At 41.8% G+C, this 20,686-nt stretch carries 17 protein-coding genes and 1 tRNA gene; 4 read left to right on the top strand and 14 right to left on the bottom strand.

Features of this window, described 5'->3' with window-relative positions:
- Nucleotides 1–26: 26 nt before the first annotated feature.
- From ATH1_RS20045 to ATH1_RS0105340, 4 genes are all read right to left on the bottom strand, one after another.
- The gene (locus ATH1_RS20045; protein WP_029163972.1) at nucleotides 27–1,145 is read right to left on the bottom strand and encodes an NUDIX domain-containing protein; all 1,119 of its coding nucleotides are present in this window, start codon (nucleotides 1,143–1,145) and stop codon (nucleotides 27–29) included.
- A gap of 589 nt (nucleotides 1,146–1,734) precedes the next feature.
- On the bottom strand, nucleotides 1,735–2,685 hold the full coding sequence (locus ATH1_RS0105350) for a phosphoribosylaminoimidazolesuccinocarboxamide synthase (RefSeq protein ID WP_010418614.1): 951 nt from the start codon (nucleotides 2,683–2,685) through the stop codon (nucleotides 1,735–1,737).
- 17 nt (nucleotides 2,686–2,702) lie between these two features.
- Nucleotides 2,703–3,635, bottom strand: coding sequence for a PhoH family protein (locus tag ATH1_RS0105345; RefSeq protein ID WP_010418611.1), 933 nt, complete (start codon nucleotides 3,633–3,635; stop codon nucleotides 2,703–2,705).
- A 188-nt stretch (nucleotides 3,636–3,823) separates the two neighbouring features.
- Nucleotides 3,824–3,897: transfer RNA gene (locus ATH1_RS0105340), tRNA-Pro, on the bottom strand.
- A gap of 348 nt (nucleotides 3,898–4,245) precedes the next feature.
- Here ATH1_RS0105340 and ATH1_RS0105335 point away from each other — a divergent pair.
- Entirely contained in the window at nucleotides 4,246–5,373 is a 1,128-nt protein-coding gene (locus tag ATH1_RS0105335) for a sensor histidine kinase (RefSeq protein ID WP_245531717.1), read from the top strand.
- A 39-nt stretch (nucleotides 5,374–5,412) separates the two neighbouring features.
- Here ATH1_RS0105335 and aroC read toward each other — a convergent pair whose 3' ends face one another.
- The 4 genes from aroC to ATH1_RS0105310 all read right to left on the bottom strand — a co-directional run bounded on the left by aroC (nucleotide 5,413) and on the right by ATH1_RS0105310 (nucleotide 9,604).
- A complete protein-coding gene (aroC, locus tag ATH1_RS0105330; protein ID WP_010418605.1) occupies nucleotides 5,413–6,483 on the bottom strand; it encodes a chorismate synthase in 1,071 nt (356 codons plus the stop codon).
- A 362-nt stretch (nucleotides 6,484–6,845) separates the two neighbouring features.
- Nucleotides 6,846–7,370 carry an FKBP-type peptidyl-prolyl cis-trans isomerase gene (locus ATH1_RS0105320; protein WP_010418601.1) on the bottom strand — a complete coding sequence of 175 codons (525 nt, stop codon included), beginning with the start codon at nucleotides 7,368–7,370 and terminating at the stop codon, nucleotides 6,846–6,848.
- Nucleotides 7,371–7,569: 199 nt separating this feature from the next.
- A complete protein-coding gene (locus ATH1_RS0105315) occupies nucleotides 7,570–8,304 on the bottom strand; it encodes a cell division ATP-binding protein FtsE (protein WP_044114935.1) in 735 nt (244 codons plus the stop codon).
- Between the two features lie 103 nt (nucleotides 8,305–8,407).
- Nucleotides 8,408–9,604: a pyridoxal phosphate-dependent aminotransferase gene (locus ATH1_RS0105310; protein ID WP_010418596.1), complete on the bottom strand. Its 1,197-nt coding sequence runs from the start codon at nucleotides 9,602–9,604 to the stop codon at nucleotides 8,408–8,410.
- A 278-nt stretch (nucleotides 9,605–9,882) separates the two neighbouring features.
- Here ATH1_RS0105310 and ATH1_RS0105305 point away from each other — a divergent pair, with 278 nt between their 5' ends.
- Complete coding sequence (locus ATH1_RS0105305) at nucleotides 9,883–10,407, top strand: DUF7935 family protein (RefSeq protein WP_010418593.1); 525 nt, start codon at nucleotides 9,883–9,885, stop codon at nucleotides 10,405–10,407.
- A gap of 85 nt (nucleotides 10,408–10,492) precedes the next feature.
- Here the strand turns inward: ATH1_RS0105305 and ATH1_RS0105300 are convergent, their stop codons facing one another.
- Together ATH1_RS0105300 and ATH1_RS0105295 are read right to left on the bottom strand one after the other, a co-directional pair.
- Complete coding sequence (locus ATH1_RS0105300; protein ID WP_010418591.1) at nucleotides 10,493–11,692, bottom strand: FprA family A-type flavoprotein; 1,200 nt, start codon at nucleotides 11,690–11,692, stop codon at nucleotides 10,493–10,495.
- A gap of 19 nt (nucleotides 11,693–11,711) precedes the next feature.
- Nucleotides 11,712–12,191: an SPOR domain-containing protein gene (locus tag ATH1_RS0105295; protein WP_139035264.1), complete on the bottom strand. Its 480-nt coding sequence runs from the start codon at nucleotides 12,189–12,191 to the stop codon at nucleotides 11,712–11,714.
- 330 nt (nucleotides 12,192–12,521) lie between these two features.
- Here ATH1_RS0105295 and mltG point away from each other — a divergent pair, with 330 nt between their 5' ends.
- Entirely contained in the window at nucleotides 12,522–13,598 is a 1,077-nt protein-coding gene (mltG, locus tag ATH1_RS0105290) for an endolytic transglycosylase MltG (protein ID WP_010418584.1), read from the top strand.
- Nucleotides 13,599–13,611: 13 nt separating this feature from the next.
- Here the strand turns inward: mltG and murB are convergent, their stop codons facing one another.
- The 4 genes from murB to ATH1_RS18965 all read right to left on the bottom strand — a co-directional run bounded on the left by murB (nucleotide 13,612) and on the right by ATH1_RS18965 (nucleotide 19,568).
- Nucleotides 13,612–14,622, bottom strand: coding sequence for a UDP-N-acetylmuramate dehydrogenase (gene murB, locus ATH1_RS0105285; RefSeq protein WP_010418580.1), 1,011 nt, complete (start codon nucleotides 14,620–14,622; stop codon nucleotides 13,612–13,614).
- A 30-nt stretch (nucleotides 14,623–14,652) separates the two neighbouring features.
- A complete protein-coding gene (locus ATH1_RS0105280; RefSeq protein WP_245531716.1) occupies nucleotides 14,653–17,040 on the bottom strand; it encodes a GumC family protein in 2,388 nt (795 codons plus the stop codon).
- Nucleotides 17,041–17,721: 681 nt separating this feature from the next.
- A complete protein-coding gene (locus tag ATH1_RS0105275) occupies nucleotides 17,722–18,477 on the bottom strand; it encodes a glycosyltransferase family 2 protein (RefSeq protein ID WP_010418575.1) in 756 nt (251 codons plus the stop codon).
- Nucleotides 18,474–19,568: a glycosyltransferase family 4 protein gene (locus ATH1_RS18965; RefSeq protein ID WP_010418573.1), complete on the bottom strand. Its 1,095-nt coding sequence runs from the start codon at nucleotides 19,566–19,568 to the stop codon at nucleotides 18,474–18,476. Before ATH1_RS18965 ends, ATH1_RS0105275 begins: the two co-directional genes overlap by 4 nt.
- Nucleotides 19,569–19,889: 321 nt before the next feature.
- Here ATH1_RS18965 and ATH1_RS0105265 point away from each other — a divergent pair, with 321 nt between their 5' ends.
- Nucleotides 19,890–20,657: a polysaccharide biosynthesis/export family protein gene (locus ATH1_RS0105265; RefSeq protein ID WP_139035262.1), complete on the top strand. Its 768-nt coding sequence runs from the start codon at nucleotides 19,890–19,892 to the stop codon at nucleotides 20,655–20,657.
- The last annotated feature ends 29 nt before the right edge of the window (nucleotides 20,658–20,686 follow it).

The raw sequence follows: 20,686 nt of genomic DNA, 5'->3' as shown, positions 1-20,686 counted from the left end.
TTGTTTGGCCGTTTGAAAAATGGCAATCAAAAAACTGCCTTTTGTTCTTTATACATGCTTTTCAGGGCATTGCCATACCTCCGGTATTCTTCTTCGAAATCAGGTGTCAGCACATCTTTTCCCATTGCTGCTTCCAGATCAGGGAATGTCCACACCTTTCCACCGTCAAGTTCTTTAAAATTGGGGGTAATCACCTTATCATACCATAAAGCAAAAACGAAAACCAGTTCACGTTCAATTTCACTTCGCCAAAGATAACGTCCTAAAAAAATCGCGTTATCAGGTTTAATCCCAATCTCTTCCATTGCCTCTTTCCTAAGCGCTGTTGGTATGTCTTCTCCTTTTGATACGTGTCCGCCGACAGCAGTATCCCATTTTCCGGGTTGAACAGCTTTGTGCAAAGGTCGCTTTTGAAGCCATAAGCCATCAGGGGTAATAACCTGAAGATGAACCACCGGATGAAGCCAGTTGGTTTTCCCACTATGTACCACACTTCGTGGTGCATGTCCCTGCACTTTTCCCTCTTCATCAACGATGGGCAACCACTCTTCCCGACTCCACCTTTCTTTACGCTGCCTGTTTCCCAGCCATGAAACCACAAACATTAGAGCAACAACTACATAGAAACCGGGTCCGCTAATGGCAGCCCACCAGGCATGTGACAGCCAGAGAGCTGAAGCCAGTGTCATTAAAGTATGCGCAGCCATCAACCAGAAAAAGACTTTAAGCATTTGCTGCATCAGCCACGACTCAAAAGGACCGACAATGAATCCCTTGAAATATCGCTGACTCATCAGCATAACCAGGTTGTGATCTGAAAAAGCAGAATAACCAATTAGTAGTAATATAGCAGCTCCTATGAATACCGGCTTTAATTTAAACAGCAATGCATTGTCAAAAAGAAGAGCCAGCCCACCCAAAACAATAAGAAACCCGATGTCAGCAAGAACAAACTTATCGACCCGCTTTTCGCGAAACCAGAACCATAACAATTGTATAATACCCAGTGCCAGTGCTGAAGCTAAACCTGCAGTGGTTCCCCACATCAGTTCTACAATGACAAAAAGTATCAATGGCAGCATGCCCGGCAGTAATTTCCCTGCCAGGGCAAGTTTTCTTTTTGTGGAAGATTTTAAGATTCTCATAAGAAAGCAAAACCCGAAAAAGCACAATAACCTCTTAATCCAACAACTTGGCACATGTGGCTCGTATTCGGTTCTTTATATCTTTGTGTTAATGTGTTGTAATAAATTTATGAGTCCGCTCTAAAAAGCATCTTTGTTGCCAGATTCATTGTTGATTCAAATTTTTGAAACGAACATGAATTTTGGTGGGCTAAATTTTCAAAAAGGAATGAAACGAGCATGACAAGGTTTGTCACAAAAGAATATGTATAAAACCCAATCATGCGAGTTCCATCAGGCTAATAACTTAGACTAATTATATACTGATGAAACGAGCATGACAAATTTTGTCACAATCAGAATATGTATAAGTTCTTGCATGCGAGTTCCATCCGGCCGTAATAATTAAATTTTATACGGATGAAACGAGCATGGCAACGTTTGTCACAAAAGGACATGTATAAAACTCAATCATGCGAGTTCCATCAGGCCAATAACTTAGACTAATTATATACTGATGAATTCTCAATTAACAACAGGTAACTCCGGTACAAAAATTTAAAACGCCGTGATTTTGACAAAAATATGCTTTATATAGCACACTCATTTATTATAAAATACGATTCAGATATTCGGTCACATTTTTCTCAATCCGGCTGGCAACATCTTCTGCTTTGGCTTTTTGGAAGGTTTCTCCGGTAATTTTTTCATAAAGTTCGATGTAACGTTCCGATACTCTGGCAATATAATCATCGGTCATTTCAGGCACTTTCTGTCCTTCCTTACCCTGGAAACCATTTTCGATTAGCCACTGGCGAACAAACTCTTTGGACAGCTGACGCTGGGGTTCACCGTTTCTCAGACGGTTTTCGTAGCCATCGGCATAAAAATAACGCGATGAATCGGGGGTATGAATTTCATCGATCAGGTAAATTTTGCCGTCTTTTTTACCAAATTCATATTTTGTATCGACCAGGATAAGTCCTTTTTCAGCAGCCATTTCGGTGCCTCGCTTAAACAGGGCTTTAGTATACCTTTCCAACTGAATGTAGTCCTCTTCACTCACCAAACCCTGCCTCAATATTTCCTCCCGGGAAATATCTTCATCGTGACCCACAACAGCCTTGGTGGTAGGTGTGATAAGCGGTTCTTCAAACTTTTGGTTTTCCACCATCCCTTCGGGCAAAGGATTTCCGCACAACTCACGTTTTCCTGCTTTGTATTCCCGCCACGCATGCCCCGTCAGATAACCGCGTATAACCATCTCTACCTTGAAGGGCTCACAATAATATCCGACAGTTGCCATAGGATCGGGAGTGGCCACTTTCCAGTTGGGAACAATATCGGCAGTGGCATCCAGAAATTTCGAGGCAATCTGGTTCAGCACCTGCCCTTTAAAAGGTATTCCTCTGGGCAATACAACATCGAAGGCCGAGATGCGGTCGGAGACAATCATGACCAAAAACTCGTCATCAATGTTGTAAACATCGCGAACTTTCCCTTTGTAAACGTCTTTTTGACGTGGAAAACTGAAATTGGTTTCTACAATAGCGTTTTGCATAGATCAAAAATATATGGTTATTCTTTTTCGTAAGCTTCGACAATGTCCTGCACCAACCGGTGACGAACAATATCTTTGACTGTAAATTTGATGCGCTCAATACCATCAATGCCTTTCAGTATTCGCATTGCCTGCACCAGTCCTGAAGTCAATGGGTTGGGAAGATCAATCTGCGTGATGTCGCCGGTAACCACAAATTTGGCGCTTGTTCCCATTCTGGTGAGGAACATTTTCAACTGATTGGTGGTTGTATTCTGTGCCTCATCCAGGATTACAAAAGCATTGTTAAGTGTTCTTCCTCTCATGTATGCCAGGGGAGCTATCTGTATGGTACCGTTCTCCATATACTCCTTCAGCTTCACGGCCGGGATCATATCCTGAAGGGCATCATACAACGGCTGAAGATAAGGGTCTATCTTCTCTTTCATATCACCCGGCAGAAATCCCAGCTTTTCGCCGGCCTCGACTGCAGGGCGACTAAGTATAATACGACGCACCACTCTGTTTTTCAAAGCCCTGACAGCAAGCGCAATGGCAGTATATGTTTTTCCTGATCCCGCAGGGCCGACAGCAAACATCAGGTCGTTGTTTTCATAGGCCTCCACCAGTTTACGCTGATTCTCCGTACGTGCCTTTATTGGTTTTCCGTTTACACCAAACAGAATAATATCATCGGGATTCCCGGGCTGAGCAACTTTTTTACCGGATAAAATATTATTGATCGAATCCTCAGTTAATACATTATATCGCTCATAATGTTCAAGCAGTTGATTGATCTTTTCTTCAAAATCCGCCACTTCTTCGGCATCCCCCATCGCTTTTAACCAATTGCCTCTTGCGACAATCCTCAGTTTTGGGAATCGGGATTTAATCAGGTCGAGCTTAGCGTTTTTCACGCCCAAAAACTCAATCAGGTCAACCGATTCAAGATAAATTAGCTTTTCTATCATACACGTCTTATGGTACTCTTTTTACTATATGCAAATTAACAACAATTTGAGGAAATAGAACAGAAAAGCTGCTTTGAGATTTTTCTTTTGAGATGAAGATTTACAGATGATTTTTCATGCAAAAGCCGCATGAATATTGGTGTTCATGCGGCTTTTGCATTGTCTTCAGGTTTTAAAACTCTGACCAGTCGGGGTGGCGGGATTCGAACCCACGACCTCGTCGTCCCGAACGACGCGCGCTACCGGCCTGCGCTACACCCCGTGTTCCTCTGTTTCGGATTCGGGCACAAAAATATGGTTTTTTTTTACAAAAATGCCTTTACATTGTTAATATATTTTTGGAAATTTGTGCGAGATAAATCTTTAGCACTGTATGCTAAAAAGTTATACTCACAAACTAATCCAAAAGTTATTACTGAAGGAAAGCAACTATGCAGACCATTTCTTCTGTTTAGTTGTTTGTCTTTCCTTCTGTTTTGCTTGTGTTGTTACCATCGGTAATTTACTGATTGGCATCTCCAAAGAAGTCTCTTTTTTGAGTGGCGGGGTTGCTTTAATATTTCTTATTGTTCTTTTACTTTATAAACAGAATAACAAAAAGCTTCGGTTTTTGGGAAGAATACTCTTCTTTCTTTCTTCTATTGCCGCACTTAATGCACTCTGGGTTTCTAACGGAGGCTCAATGAGTCCTACCCCAGCCATTTTTGTAGTTTTCATGGCCCTTATTGTTTATCTTAATCCCAAACCCGGTGCTAACGTTATCTCTGTTTTGACCGGGATAAACATTGTTATATTACTTCTGATCGAATGGAAATATCCTCAACTGATACAACCATATTTCTCAGATAAACAAAGAATTTTGGATCATATAATTGTCATGGCTTTTCTTTTCACCACAGCCATTCCTGCTTTAGCCTATGTCAGGAAAGTTATCATAAATGAAAAGGAACAGGCAGAAAGGGATAATCAGAAAAAATCAGCCTACCTTGCCAATATGAGCCATGAAATACGTACACCAATGAATGCCATTGTGGGTTTTGCCGAACTTTTACAACATCCCGAAACAGAAAAGGAAGAACAACAGGAATATATTTATATTATACAGCAAAACAGCGAGCTGCTCCTTAATATGATCAACAACATTCTTGATCTTTCCAAACTGGAAGCAAACCTGATCACTATAAAACCGGCAAAATTTTGTCTGAACTCTCTTTTTACTCAGGTTTACAATGCTCATATCAACCAGGCCCGGAAGAAAGGTATTTACCTGGAAAAAGACCTGCCCGACGATTTAAGAACAGCGGTTATAGAAACCGACCGGACATTGCTGTTTGAAGTTTTTTCCAACCTTATTACCAACGCGCTGAAAGTAACTTCCGAAGGCGAGGTGAGATTCGGAGTTCGCAGGAAAAAAGACAAGCTCAGCTTTTTTGTCTTCGACACGGGACCCGGCATTCCGAAAGAACAACAAAAAAAGATTTTCGAGCGTTTCAGCCAGCTTAATAACAGTCATTCATCCCGAAACACGACCGACGGAGTTGGATTAGGCCTCTCTATTTGCAAAGCTATTGTAAAATTATTGGGCGGAGAATTAACGCTCTATTCGGATGAAAATAAAGGATCAACATTCCTGTTTTCCTTTTCGGTGACGATACTTAAATTTCACAGCAATCAGTGTTTCAGGGAGGAAAACTATGAGCTTTTGAGCGAAACAGAAACATCATTCCGTCAAAATTAATCTGACGCCACTCAGTTCTGATGGCATTTTATGGACACCCTATTTATAGGTTTTGTTCATCAACCATGCATCTGCCAAAACCATGGCAGCCATGGCCTCAACAATCGGTACGGCACGTGGCACAACGCATGGATCGTGACGTCCCCGTGCCTTCATAACCACCTCGTTACCACTTTTATCAACCGTTTTCTGGTCTTTCAGAATAGTAGCAACAGGCTTAAATGCTACTCTGAATACAATATCTTCACCGTTTGAAATGCCGCCCTGTATGCCTCCCGATCGGTTCGTTTCTGCCTTTATTTGTCCGTTTTCGTTAATAAATTCATCATTGTGCTGCGATCCGCGCATCGAAGCTGCCTGGAAGCCCATGCCATATTCAAATCCTTTTACTGCATTTATCGATAGCATCGCCTGTCCCAGTTTGGCATGAAGTTTATCAAAAACCGGGTCTCCGAGCCCGGCAGGAACATTTTTAATAATGCAACTTACAACTCCACCAACAGAATCTTTCTCTTTCCGGATATTATCGATGTATTCAATCATTTGCCGGGCAATCGTTTGATCGGGACAGCGGACCGGTGTTGATTCAATGGAAGATAGATCGGATGGTATTTCGGTTAGTTCTATCTCGCCAACCTGCGATACGAAAGCTGTAACCTCAAGTCCGGTTTCACGCAGCATCAGTTTGGCCACGGCTCCTGCAACCACTCTTGCTATGGTTTCTCTTGCCGAAGCTCTCCCGCCGCCGCGGTGATCGCGAATACCATATTTGGCATCATAAGTATAATCGGCGTGCGAAGGGCGATACAAATTTTTCAGGTTGTCGTAATCGCCCGATTTCTGATCTTTGTTCCAGATGGCAAACGCAAGAGGGGTTCCGGTTGTCCTGCCATCAAAAACGCCGGACAAGAATTCCACCTGGTCTTTTTCGTCACGTGGCGTGGTTATTTTCGATTGACCGGGTCGACGTCGATCCAACTCATGCTGAATAAAATTCATGTCGAGCACCAGTCCTGGCCTGACACCTTCGATGATACCGCCGATGCCTTTTCCATGAGATTCACCGAATGAAGTTAGCTTAAATAAGCTGCCGAAAGTATTTCCTGCCATCTTTATTATTTTTTAATGTCCAATAGACCGGTAAAAATAGCTGATCAGACAAACATGAGCAAAAAAAAAGGTGCTTCATCACCAGTGAAGCACCTTTTTATTCGTATAAAATTCATCTAAATTATTGGTCTGATGCAACTCGTCCCGGCTTATCGGGACTCATCTTATCATACTCTAATTGATGCCAGATTCTTCGCTTCGGTCAGAATGACAGGCTGCTTTATGTCATTCTGAGGAAGTAACGACGAAGAATCTGTTCGCTGTTTTTGGTTTTTTTGATGATTAGAGGTTAGATGGTGTTTATACATATTCTTTTGTGACAATCTTTGCCATGCTCGTTTCATTCGAATTATCTTGTTTTGTCAGCAACTGCAACCATCACCGCAATTGCCTGAACTGCATCCGCCTCCGACGGCTTCAACCAGTTCCTGCTCTGTGGCATCACGCACTTCAAGTACCTGACCGGAGAAATGGAGGTCATCTCCTGCAAGGGGATGATTAAAATCCATCTTCACGGCATCATCGGTAACTTCGAGTACTATTCCGTTCAGCCGGTTACCATTGGCATCCTGCATAGGAACCATATTACCTGTCTTAAGCAGCGATTCATCAATCTGCCCGTTGACTTCAAAAATATTCTTCGGTAGATCAACAATAGCATCGGTATTAACTTCACCATAAGCCTCATGAGATTTAAGCTCAAAATCGAAGTTGTCGCCTTCTTTGAGGCCTTCCAGCTTGTTTTCGAACATCTCAATCATTTTACCGGTTCCAAAAACGAATTGAAGTGGATTGCTTTCGCCGGTTTCCTCAATTAAATCACCTTCGGCACCATTGAGACGCAATTGATATGAAAGCGATACAAATTTGTTTCTTGCAATTTCCATTCTGACTAACTTTTTGTTTTGTTTTGTTTTGATTGAGTTGCAAAGTAACAGAGATTTTGACTCTAAATCAAATCCATGACTTAAAAAATTATAAACGGTTCCGGGAAATAGTCAACCACTTAGTTAACAACGGCACACCCTGCACCAAATGCCTGAAGTTATCGAATCAGAATTATTTTACTTCCGCTTCTTTTAATCGTCACTCAATCAACTGGTCGAAATCAATTTCTTCTGTGGCCGACTCGGATAACCGGGTATTTTCGCACCGAATGGTTCTTCCCGGAAATTTTTTGATTAACCCGTAATTGTGGGTTGCCATAACAACGGTTTTTCCATCACGGCAGATGGAATGAAGAAGTTCCAGCAAATCATCTGAAGTATCGGGATCAAGGTTTCCGGTAGGCTCATCGGCCAATATAAGGTCGGGTTGATTGAGCAAAGCTCTTGCAATTCCCACGCGTTGTTGTTCGCCTCCGGAAAGCTGATGAGGCATTTTGTAGCCTTTGTGCACCATATCTACTTTCGAGAGCACATCCCTGACCTGATGATCCATTTCTTTCTGATTCTTCCAGCCGGTGGCTTTCAACACGAAAAGCAGATTATCATAAACATTCCGGTCTGTCAACAACTGAAAATCCTGAAAAACAATCCCCATTCGACGTCTCAGATATGGCAATTCACGGTTCTTGAGGCTCTTCAGACGATAGCCTGCCACAAATCCATATCCGTCATTAAAAGGCAAATCACCATAAAAGGTTTTTAACAGGCTTGATTTACCGCTTCCTACACGGCCAATGAGGTAAACAAATTCACCGGGTTTTATATGAAGGTTTACATCCCGGAGAATAATGTGTTCTCTCTGACGAACCAGTCCGTCGTTTATCTCTATAATATTGCCGTGGCTGTTTACAACCGGAAGTGTTTCTTTTCCCATGGTAGCAAAATCTCCATTAATGAGAGAGGTAAAGATAAGACCTGTATATGACTTATCAAAAACCTTGAACCCAAATTCCTGCAAGCAAAAACCCAGGTTGAAATTATTTTAGTCTGGCCAGTCCTTCTTTAATTCTTTTCATGGCTTCCCTGAGTATTTCATCACTACTGGCATACGAAAAGCGAATGCACGTATCGCAGCCGAAAGCCGTTCCTGTAACTGTTGCTACATGGACTTCTTCGAGAAGATAAAAACAAAGGTCGCTCGAATTATTTATCGTCTTATTCTTATAGCTTTTCCCGAAAAATGAGCTGATATCGGGAAACAAATAAAACGCCCCCTCCGGGTTATTATTTTTCAGACCGGGAATTTCATTGGCCAGTTTGACAACAAGATCGCGACGGCGTCTGAAGGCTTCCACCATTTTACGGGTATCGTCCTGTGGTCCGTTTATGGCTGCCAAAGCTGCTTTTTGAGAAATGGTACTGGTGCCGGATGTATACTGTCCCTGCAAACGCGAACAGGCCGATGCAATCCATTCGGGAGCAGCAATATAGCCCAAACGCCAGCCGGTCATGGCATACCCTTTCGAAACGCCATTCACAATAACCACCCGCTCCTGCATTCCCGGAAAAGAAGCAAGCGTATGATGTTTATCTTCATAGTTTATGTATTCGTAAATTTCGTCGGATATGACAAAAACCCCGGGATGACGGGATAAAACTTCTGCCAGACCTTTTAATTCGTTATAGGAATATACACTTCCGGTCGGATTTGAGGGGCTGTTTATCAATAACACCTTGGTACGTGGAGTGATGGTCTCCTCCAATTGTTCAGGGGTGATTTTGAAATCACTGTCTATACCAGCACTCACGAAAACGGGCTTTCCCCCCGCCAATTGGACCATCGCCGGGTAACTCACCCAGTAAGGGGCCGGAACAATTACTTCATCCCCCTCATCTACAAGTGAGTAGATGGCATTGGCCAACGCCTGCTTCCCTCCCGTTGATACAACTATTTGTGAAGGGGTATATGTCAGGTCATTGTCTCTTTTGAATTTTCGTGCAATAGCCTCTCTTAACTCGGGAATTCCGGGAACAGGCGGATAATGTGTAAAATTGTCATCAATGGCCTGCTTTCCCGCTTCTTTTATGTGGAGCGGGGTGGGAAAATCCGGTTCCCCGACACTCAGATTAATAATGTCGACCCCCTGGCTTTGCAATTCGCGACTCCGTTGCGACATGGCAATGGTCTCTGATTCAGGCAAACGGGATAGTCGTTCAGATAAATAGGTTCTCATTCGTACAATATTTTATTTTCAGGTCAATATTCTTGAGGATGCTTGTATGCTACCTGGTGTTGAGCATCGTAACAGAAAATATTATGCATAAAGCCGGTTAAAAAAGAAAGCTCAAAAATAGGCTTTTTTTCAGTGGTGGCAAGTGCCTGGATTATGTTTTGGTAAAAGATTAGTGAGTCAGACATTCAAAAAAACTTCAGAAAAAGACCTTTGGAAAACAAAGGTTGATTAGTTTTGTCTAACCTGATCTATGGAACCTTTGAAACAAAATAAGAGATATGGAAACAACAGAAATCGTTTGGATTTTGGCTCCTTCAATTGTTATAGCTGCATTTACCCTGATTTTGGTCAGGTGGTTTCTTAACCAGGAATCACGTCGAAGAAAGCAGGAATTCCTGATGAGAAGCGGAGAAACCATTCTTAAGCAAAAGCTCCAGGCCTTTGAACGGTTCGCTTTGTTCCTGCAAAGAATTTCGCCCGAATCATTGGTCTTAAGAGAACAAAGAAAAGAGATGAACGCTTTTCAGCTTCAAAATCACCTTTTAAAAAGCATTCGCAATGAGTTTAATCACAACATGGCTATGCAAATCTACATTCCTTCCGACACATGGGAACTGATTCGTCAGGCCCGCGAAGAAGTTGCCAGACTTATTAACACCACTGCAACACAGGTGCCTCCAGGTGTTCCATCGTTTGAACTTGGAAGGCGTATTATTGAAGATGCCGGTGAATCCGCCAACCATGCTGTTCGAAAAGCGCTTAACAGTCTGCATAAAAATATAGAAGAAATAGGGTTGCGGTAGTTACCGGTTGCTGGTTAAAGAAAAAGGCCATCCCCAATAATGCAGGGACAGCCTCGGTCTTAAAGGAAAGGAAAAGAAGCTCTTTTTACTTTCTTTCACTTATCAGCTTATCAGCTAAATGCTTGCCCAGTATACGGCATTCATCGTATTTTTGTTTCTTTAAAGCATGCTTTTCTTCAACCGGCTGTCCAACTAACTCCCAGTTAAGTGATTCGCCGGATTCTTTGAGTTGTTTCGCGGCTGTTCCGGCCCACGTAAAAGACCCCAGGATGCCGAGATAGCGATTCTTTACCCCAATGTGCAAAAGTTCGTTGACCAGTGCTTCCATTTTGGGATGTAACTTGCCGTTGTAAGTCGGGCTTGCCAAAACAACACCTTTATATTTAAAAATATCGGAAATTATAAAAGAAGAATGTGTTTGGGAAACATCATATATCCTGATTTCTTTGATGCCTTCTTCAGCCAGAGCACGTGCTGTTACTTCAACCATCTCTTCTGTATTTCCATACATTGAAGCAAAAGCCAAAACAACACCTTCATCTGTATCAAAACGACTCCAGCGATCATACCATTCAGTCACCTCGTTTATATGACTGCGGATAACGGGGCCATGTGCAGATGCTATTATGTTGACAGAAAGTTCTTTAATTTTTCCGAGGACTTTCTGAACCGGATTTCCGTATTTACCCACAATATTGGAATAATAACGGCGCATTTCATCTGAGAAATATGAAAAATCCATCTCATCATCGAATATACCACCATCCAATGTGCCGAAACTTCCAAAGGCATCCGCCGAAAACAGTATTTTCCGGGAAGCCTCATAAGTCATCATGGTTTCGGGCCAGTGCACCATAGGCGCCATATAGAACTGGAGCTTGTGTTTTCCAAGGTCCAATTCATCACCTTCCTTTACTTCGATGGTATTGTCGTTAATACTGAAAAAACCTTCAACCATTGGCAGCGTCTTCTTGTTTCCAACGATCCTGATCTGCGGATACAGTTCGCGAATAATACTAACAGCCCCGGCATGATCGGGTTCCATGTGATTAATTATCAAGTAATCAATGGCCTTATCCCCGATTATGGCGTGTATTTTTTTTAGAAATTTCTCTACCTGTCCTATTTCTACTGTATCGATAAGGGCCACCTTTTCGTCGTTGATCAGGTATGAGTTGTAGGCAACACCACGTGGCAAAGGCCATATATTCTCGAAAAGTCCGGTGCGGCGATCGTTAACGCCTACATAATAAATATCATCGGATAAATGAACGGGTTGATACATGTTATTTTTTATTTTATTGTTATTGTTTTCTGATTAACAGCCATACATCGCTATATTTCGGGTAGTTTCGACGTATCGAGGCAATATTACGGCGAGCCGGTTCTTCATTATTATATGCAGCCACCGACACCCGAAACAAGCCGTTTTCATTTTCAAGAATTGCCGGGACAAAACCCTCCTCAATGAGCCTGTTTTTGTAGTTTCTGGCATTATCGAGATACCGGAAAGAACCAATAATGACATAGTAGCGATGAATATTTTCAGTTGTTTCCGTCACATCGACCGACCTCACCTTTTCCTCCCTGACAACTATCTCAGGCTCTTTCGTTTTTTCTTCCGTCTTTTCTGCTGCCGGCATTTGGTCTTCACGAACCTCAATGCCCTCATTTTTCACGCCATCGGCATAGGGCGACTCATTCATCCTGGTTGATCCCTTCCGCAAAGAACCACATGAGGCCACCAGCATCATGGTTAGTAATGATATGAGTATTTTTTTCATCCGTATAAAATTAGTCTAAGTCATTGGCCTGATGGAACTCGCATGCAAGAACTTATACATATTCTTATTGTGACAATCTTTGCCATGCTCGTTTCATCCGTATAAAATTAGGTTTCAGGAAACGGCACCAAAATTGCAAAAAAAATCAGTGGAATCAAATAAAAAAGATGGTGTTGTCATTGACAAGAAAAACCTATTTTTGTCGTCTGACAGATAAAACCCGAATTTTTCGATAACGCGGATCAGAGGCCCTGTTTTTGTCCCACTATTGCTCTGGACTAAACACCCTCTGAACTGTGAGTAATATTAAAAATCAGCTTAAAAATATTCATGCCAATAAAACGAACGTATACACGAAACATAAACACCGGACGCAATCTTTTGCGTTTTTTTATTGTTGCTGCATTTATTGTGGGGGTGGGATTATATTTTCTGTTACATTTTCGAAATAAAATATTCTCACCAAATGTAGAGATAGCGAACAGCGAAACTCAAAGTCTTTATATACCCACAGGTGCAACCTATACAGAAGTTACAGGTCTGCTTGAAATTTCGGGTGCAATAAAGAATCTGGATAACTTCAAATGGCTGGCTGAAAAAAAGGGGTATCCGGGCAATGTGAAACCAGGCCATTACCTGCTAAAGAACGGAATGAACAACAATGAGCTGGTAAATATGCTGAGAGGCGGACTCCAAACACCTGTTCACCTTACCTTCAGCGACGTACGTACAAAACAACATTTAGCCGGAAAAGTTTCAGATACGATAGAAGCCGACTCCTCTGCCATTCTTGATCTGCTTAATGACAATAATGTGTTAGCAGATTTTGGCTTCGATACTGCAACTGTTTACGCCATGATTATTCCAAATACTTATGAAATGTGGTGGAATACAGATGCGTATGAATTTCTGGAACGGATGCACCGGGAATATGAAATTTTCTGGGACGAAAAAAGAAAAGAAAAAGCACGCGAAGCAGGCCTGACTCCTGTTGAAGTAGCCACGTTGGCAAGTATTGTAGATGAAGAAACAGTCAGAGAAGATGAAAAACCTGCTGTAGCCGGACTTTACATTAATCGACTGAAACGAAACATGCGATTACAGGCCGACCCGACCATCAAGTTTGTTTTAGGTGATTTTTCAATTAACAGGATACTTTCCCGCGACCTGAAGATTGATTCGCCGTATAATACTTATATTTATTCAGGATTACCGCCAGGCCCCATACGGTTTCCATCTGTTTCGGGAATTCAGGCGGTATTGAACTACGAAAAGCACGATTACCTGTACATGTGTGCCAGAGACGATTTTTCGGGATATCATAATTTCGCCAAAACGCTGCGGCAGCATAATATCAATGCCGAAAAGTACCGTCGGGCTTTGCGTGAGCGTCGTATTTGGCGGTAATAAAAAAAAAACGTCAAATGATATTCACTTCCGGTTCCAGCATTATCCCGAATTTTTGTCGGATATCGGACTGAATTTCATACGCCAGTCGGGCAATTTCTTTTCCGCTGGCTCCCCCCTTGTTTATCAGCACAAGCGCTTGTTTTTCGTGCACGGCGGCTTTTCCTGAGCTTCTCCCCTTCCATCCGGCTTTTTCAATCAGCCATCCCGCGGCAATTTTAACTTTGTTATTTTCCAAAGGATAGCCCACAATTCCGGGATGGGCATGTTTCAGCCTTTCAAAATCGGCTCTGTCTACCACCGGATTTTTGAAAAAACTACCACCATTCCCAAAGACAGCCGGATCGGGTAGTTTTTCTTTCCGGATATCAATAATGGCATTTCTGATGTTTCTCAGATTTATAGTTCCCCGTTTTTTAACAGCCTCTTGTACCTGTCCGTAACTCAAATTAAACCGTGGTACCCTCGACAATCGCAATACGACAGAAGTAATAACTGCTTTGTTCTTCAACGGTCCTTTAAAAATGCTGTACCGGTAATCGTAATCACAATCCCGGCAGTCCAGACTGAATGCTTCACCGCTATCCAAATAATACCCGTGTGCCTCCGCCAGTACATCGGAAAGTTCGACGCCATAAGCACCAATATTCTGAACCGCGGCAGCGCCGGCATGTCCCGGAATAAAAGAGAGGTTTTCGATGCCTCCCAAACCTTTTTCCACGCACCATTCAACACAACGATCCCACGCTTCTCCTGCCGCCATGCGCACCAAAACTGAATCCCCCTCTTCCCGGGTGATTTCTATTCCTTTAAAAGCAGGATATAATACCGTACCATCAAAATTTCCGGTAAACAACAGATTACTGCCGCCTCCCAATACCAGCTTCTCAGGATGATTAGGGCTTTCGTCGCGAATCCATTTTTTTAATTCATCTTCGGTATCAAATCTGAAAAACCGGGCTGCCTGAGCTGCTACCCCGAACGTTGTATATTCCTCAAGAGAATAATCGGTATAATAATCCATTAAATTATTGTCAATTAAAACAATCCTGGTTCAACTGTCGTACGGATGTCCGTAATAGCCTGTGTTGTAATAGCCGTATCTTTTGTCAGACGGATTAACATCGTTCAATACCAGTCCCAGATGATTGATCTCTTCATTCTTCAGGTCTTCAATAGTTGATGCAAAATGCTCTTTATGCGTCAACCCTGCTCTGACGATGAATAAACGGCAATCGGCATATTGCATCAAAATGCGGGCATCGGCAACCAATCCAACAGGTGGTGTATCCACAACAATCACGTCGAAACGGCTTCTGAAATGTTCAAACAATTTTTTAGTCTTTTCACCGGTTATCAACTCCGAAGGATTTGGGGGGGTAACCCCCGAAGGCACCAGCCAGAGATTTTTCAACTCCGAAGGATACACTATTTCATCCAAATTGCTCTGCCCTATCAGAAAGTTTGATATTCCTGCCTTCTGTTGTTTGTCAAATATCTCAGAAAGGCGGGGTTTTCGCATATCGAACCCCAGTAAAGCGACCTTTTTACCGGATATTGCAAAAACAGAGGCCAGGTTTAAAGCACAAAAAGTTTTTCCTTCACCGGTATTTGTAGAAGTAACAAGTATTACAAGGCTGTCGTTGTCGGGCGACATAAATTTAATTTTTGTTCTGAGCGACCGGAAAGACTCTGCCAGCAACGAATTGGGCATTTGTGTAATGATATTTTCGTGGGTCGTATTATTTCTGACAATGGTTCCCATTAAGGGTATTTCGCCGGCAATTGCCTCCATTTCCTCCCGGTCGCGTATTCTGTTATTGAGTACTTCCCGCAGACCGATTATAGCAGCAGGGATAATCAGTGCCAAAAGAAATGCCTTTCCGTAATTACCCTTTTTATCCGGAGCAACAATGCCTGTGATGGTAGCCTGATCAAGAACTTCATTGTCAGGTGTATTGGATGCTTTGGCGATCTGGGTTTCGGAATTTTTCTGAAGAAGAAATGTATAAATAGCATCGTTCAGTTTAAAAGCTCTTTCCAACTCCAGGTATTTCTTTTCCAGCTCCGGAAGGTGATCCATTCTGACCGACAAGTCGCTGATTTGCTCACGAATTTCGTTTTGTCGTATCACAATGGTCTCCATCAGTTTGTCAATTGCCTGCAGGAGGGTTTCACTAATCACCCCCAGTTCATCGTTAAGTTGTGAATAGTAAGGATTATCTGTTCCGGCAGAATTTTTCAAAGCCTTCATCTCCGACCAGATTTCCATGTATTTTCCGACCAGTTGGTTTACAAGGCCTGCTTCGTCTTCTGCAAAAGCGGTGAGAAGATAATCCTCTTCCATCCTGCCATTCAACAGCCTGTCTTTTAATTGTGACAGATAATCGTACCTTAGTTTCAGCAACCGTATCTCTTTTTCCTTTTCGAGAAAATCATCCGCCAGACGATTTGCAAATTCCGACGGCACCATAAAACGGTTTTGTTTACGGAAATCCATCAACTGTTCCTGTGTCTGATTCAGGGTGTCTTCAACATTTTTCAATTGTTTCTGAATAAATTCGAGCGAACGGGTAGCCATATCGTTCTTCCGTTTTAGATTGGTTTCGACAATCACTTCCGATAAAACATTCAGAAAACGGATTATTTTATGATGATTATGACCCGTCACGGTAATAAAAACAATAGATGAACCCTCGCGATAATTATTCACTGCCACTCGTGAACGATACTGCGCAGTGAGTTGCTGATGCGATTTAAACTCAACAAAATACTCTTTGACAGATGGTTGAAAGTTTGGATTGTCATTAATAATCCGGAACGAGAAGTTAGGATGTTCAACGAGTTCCCCCGCTTTCACCTCTTGTTCGAAAGAGAAGGGTACCGCTCTGGAAACATCTTCCGAAAGGTCAAATCTGTGAAGTATACCTTCTTCTGAAGCAGAGGTAACCTTGTAGTTTCCTCCCGGCAGGATGTTTATATAAACAGGAACACTTAATATCTGTGGATGGCTCTCTTCTATTTCGATCTTAAATGGAGCAGAATGATATAATTCTGTGTCTTTAAAGCGTCCGTCGGCAAAATAGGAAACCCTGAAATCAAGCCGGTCGATCACCTCTCTGATGGTTTTTTGAGAACGGATGATGAAAGACTGATTTTCGATGTTTCGCACCTCGGCCGAAAGTCCAAATCCTTCCATCAGGTTTATCTCGTCGAGCATTTTTTCCGAGTCACTTTTGAAAAGCATGGTTACCGAACCTTTGTAAACAGGAGAAGTATATCGATGATAGAGATAGACGGCCCCCAGGAAAAGAGGAATACTAATGGCAAATAATACCCAGTGTCGCCAGGCCAACCGGGCAATTTTCTTAATATCGGAAAAGCCGTCGGTTTTACCGGAAGGAATATAATTCCTTGTGGGAGAAGCTCCTGTTGAGCGCATGACCATGCTTTAATTATTTAATTTGGATTGCTAAAATAGCCAACAAAATGAAATTAAAAAAACGAAGAAGTACCGGGTTCATGTATTAACACCATCTGACCTCTAATCATTAAAGAAAGAAACCAAAAACAGGGTACAGATTCTTCGTCGTTACCTGCTACCAATGACAGATTTTTGTAATAAAATAAAAAACAAGCCGTTAATAATTATCTCTTTCGGTAAATTAACATTTCTGTCATAGATGCATTGTGCCCCAAAATTTTTTGGGGGAGTCACTCAGAATGACATTAGACAGTCTGTCATTCTGAGCAGAGCGAAGAATCTAATCTCTAATCTCTAATCATCTAATATCAAATAAAGTATGATAAGATGAGGAGTTCCGATATGTCGAGACAAGTTGCATTCGACCAATAACTTAGATTAATTTTATACTGGTGATATTGGCAAAAAAAGAGACTTTTAGAAAGGGACTCATGAGTCTGGTCTAAAAAGTATCTTTGTTGCCAAACTCGTTGTTGTTTTAATTTTTTGAGTGCAGAATAAAAAGCCTTCAAACTGCTGATTTTTACCATTTTTACCCCTGACCCCTAAAGGGAACTGCTAAAAATCAGCAGTTTGAAAAAGTCCCCTTTAGGGGATTTAGGGGTCAAAAGGCTTTTTATACTGCACTCACTCATTATATCAGTTACGTCGAACGAACTGCGTCAATTTCGAGGCATTCTTTAAAAACAGAGTACGTATTCCACCCACGTTATTTTCCCGCAAAGCCCTGAGATCTTCACTCGATTTTGCTATGACATTTCTCAAAGCACCGTTACTAAGACCTCCCAATCTCATACGAACCATTACTTCAGGCAAATATTCAACTCTTACCGATGGTACGGAGAGCGCCCTCAGAAGCCATTCATAATCGGCCGAAATCCGGTATTCAACATTGTATAATCCTACCTTTCTGAGTAGTTCACGACTAAAGTAAACAGTGGGATGGGGTGGCATCCAGCCACGTTGCAGTCGTTGCTGCCGGAATGAACCGCTTCGCCAGTAGCGTACCACTTTTTGTGGATCGGTTGCACTCACATATTCCAAATCTCCGTAAAGCAAATGAAATTCAGATTCATCAAATCTTTCACTTACCTGATTCAATACACCCGTGGTAGCCAGCACATCATCGGCATGAATAAACCCGATAATCTCTCCTTCGGCCATTTTGATACCTTTATTCATGGCATCGTAAATGCCTCTGTCAGGTTCACTTATCCACTTGTCAATAATGTCGGAGCTGTTTTCCAGGATATCCGCTGTAGTATCGTCAGACCCGCCGTCAACGACTATATACTCAAAATCGGCATTTTTTTGAAGACGAACCGAGTCAATGGTGGCTTTTAGCGTCCTGGCCGACTGGTAGGTTACTGTTATCAGCGATATTTTTTTGCTCATCGGATACAAGTGTTAAAATATACCGGTTTCCCAACTAATCGCGGCTGCATCACAAATTGCGTATTTTTTTTTGCTTTCCTCCTGATAAAAATGGCCGGAATGTAGAACACAACAAATCCCAATACGAGATTCAGTGCCATAAGTTTCAACATTCCAAAGTCTTTCAGTAAAAAGGAAATGGCAATAAAAAGGATATTAACCAATCCAAGAATAAGCGCTACCTGAATGTGTGAGAACCCTAATGTCAGCAACCGGTGATGGATATGATTCTTATCGGCTACAAAAGGTGAGTTTCCGCGCGATAACCTGAGAAAAAAAACACGAATGGTGTCGATGACGGGAACAATCAGAATGCCCACGGCAACAGCAGGTGCCGATGTCATGGGTATATTTAAATTATCCCTTACAGCACTGGCATTGGCTTCCATAAAACGAATGGCCAGGACGGCAAGAATAAAACCAATGACCATTGAGCCTGAATCCCCCATAAATATTTTCTGCGTTTTTGAAAAGACATTGTAATACAGAAAAGCCAGCAGCGAACCAATTACAATAACCCCGATAATGGTTGCATGCATATCATTATTCAGAAAAAACCATACGGAAAAACTTAACGTGGAAATAACTCCGCTGATGCCTGCCAGACCATCAACCCCGTCAATAAGATTAAACCCGTTTACAATAAAAATAATGAGTAAAATAGACACTCCCAAACTGGTAAAATAATCGGGCTGAAGGCCGAAGAATCCGTGAAAATCTGTAATTCGTATATCGCCAAACCCAACGACAATGAACGCGGCAAGAATTTGTCCCAAAAGCTTCATCATGGGAGCTGTTACAAGAATATCATCTTTAATACCTATTGAAAAAATTACCAGCAAAGAAGGAATGAGAAAAGGAACAGAATCGAAATCGAACCAGTTGAGAAAAAACGTGTAGGTAAACAAAAATCCAATAAATATCCCTAAACCACCAAGGTTGGGAACTTTCTTTTTATGGATATGGCGCTTACCAGGCTCGTCAAACAGATTCTTGTAATAAGCCACTCTGAGTATTGTCGGTACAGACAAAAACACAAGTAAAAACGACATCAGAGCAGCACATGTTATTGTTAAAATTGTCGTATAATCGGTCATAGAATTGTTATGAACCAGAAAGTTTATTCGCTGCAAATTTATGAAACCCTTTTGAAAAACTTAAATTTATGAATGTTTAAATTTTTAAAAGAAAACCATAAATTTGGCCGTGAAAATGAAGGTCATTATCCAAAATCAGTAAATAACCAACGTTAATACCTTTGTTTTTAGTATTTTGTTTTTATATTTCCCGTCAGAAAGCAGGAACAGATCCTTAGATTTTCAGATGTCATGCAGAAATATTTTAGTTTTCCTTTAAAACCAAACCATCCTCTTATGCGATTTGTATTGTATTTGGTGTTGCTTGTATTGCTGACTACCGGCTGTATTCCACAAAAAGAAACAGTCTATCTTCAGGATCAGGATGACAGGAAGGATTATGAGAATCCTTACAACGAACTTACAACGATTACCGAGCGTTATGTTCTACGACCAAATGATCTGCTATATATCCAGGTTAATACAAGCAATCCAAAGCTATCGGAATTTTTTAATCCTACCCGTTCTTCAGGTGGAAATAATCAACTCAATCAGTCGTTATACACGTATCTGATCGACGACAGTATGCAAATTGATTTTCCCTTCGTCGGAAAAGTTGACCTCGGAGGATGCACGCTGCAGCAAGCCCGTGAAAGAATGGAAAAAGTTCTTGAACCCATGGTCAGTGATGCACACGTAAAAATACGACTGGCCAATGATGCGTTTGTTATACTTGGCGAAGTGGGTAAGCCCGGACGTATTGAAATGGGCAAAGAACAGATCACCATTTATGAGGCAATTGCTTTGGCCGGCGATATAAAAACTTTCGGTAAAAGAAAGCAGGTTAAAATTATCCGGCCTGAAGGTGAAGGATACAAAACTTTTTTCGTTGACATTACCGATAAAAATATTGTAGGATCGGATGAATATTACATTTATCCTAATGACCTTATTTACGTGAGACCTATGAAGGCCAAAAGTTTTGGTATTGGCGAGTCATTCTCATTCGGTATGATCAGTTCAGTACTTGCCATTTATCTTTCCATCACAGCAATAACTCAATAACTTAAAGGAAACAAGGAAAAGCGGCAATT

The organism is Anaerophaga thermohalophila DSM 12881 (assembly GCF_000191885.1).
Classification (GTDB): domain Bacteria; phylum Bacteroidota; class Bacteroidia; order Bacteroidales; family Marinilabiliaceae; genus Anaerophaga; species Anaerophaga thermohalophila.
This window is presented reverse-complemented; position numbering and strand designations above follow the sequence as displayed.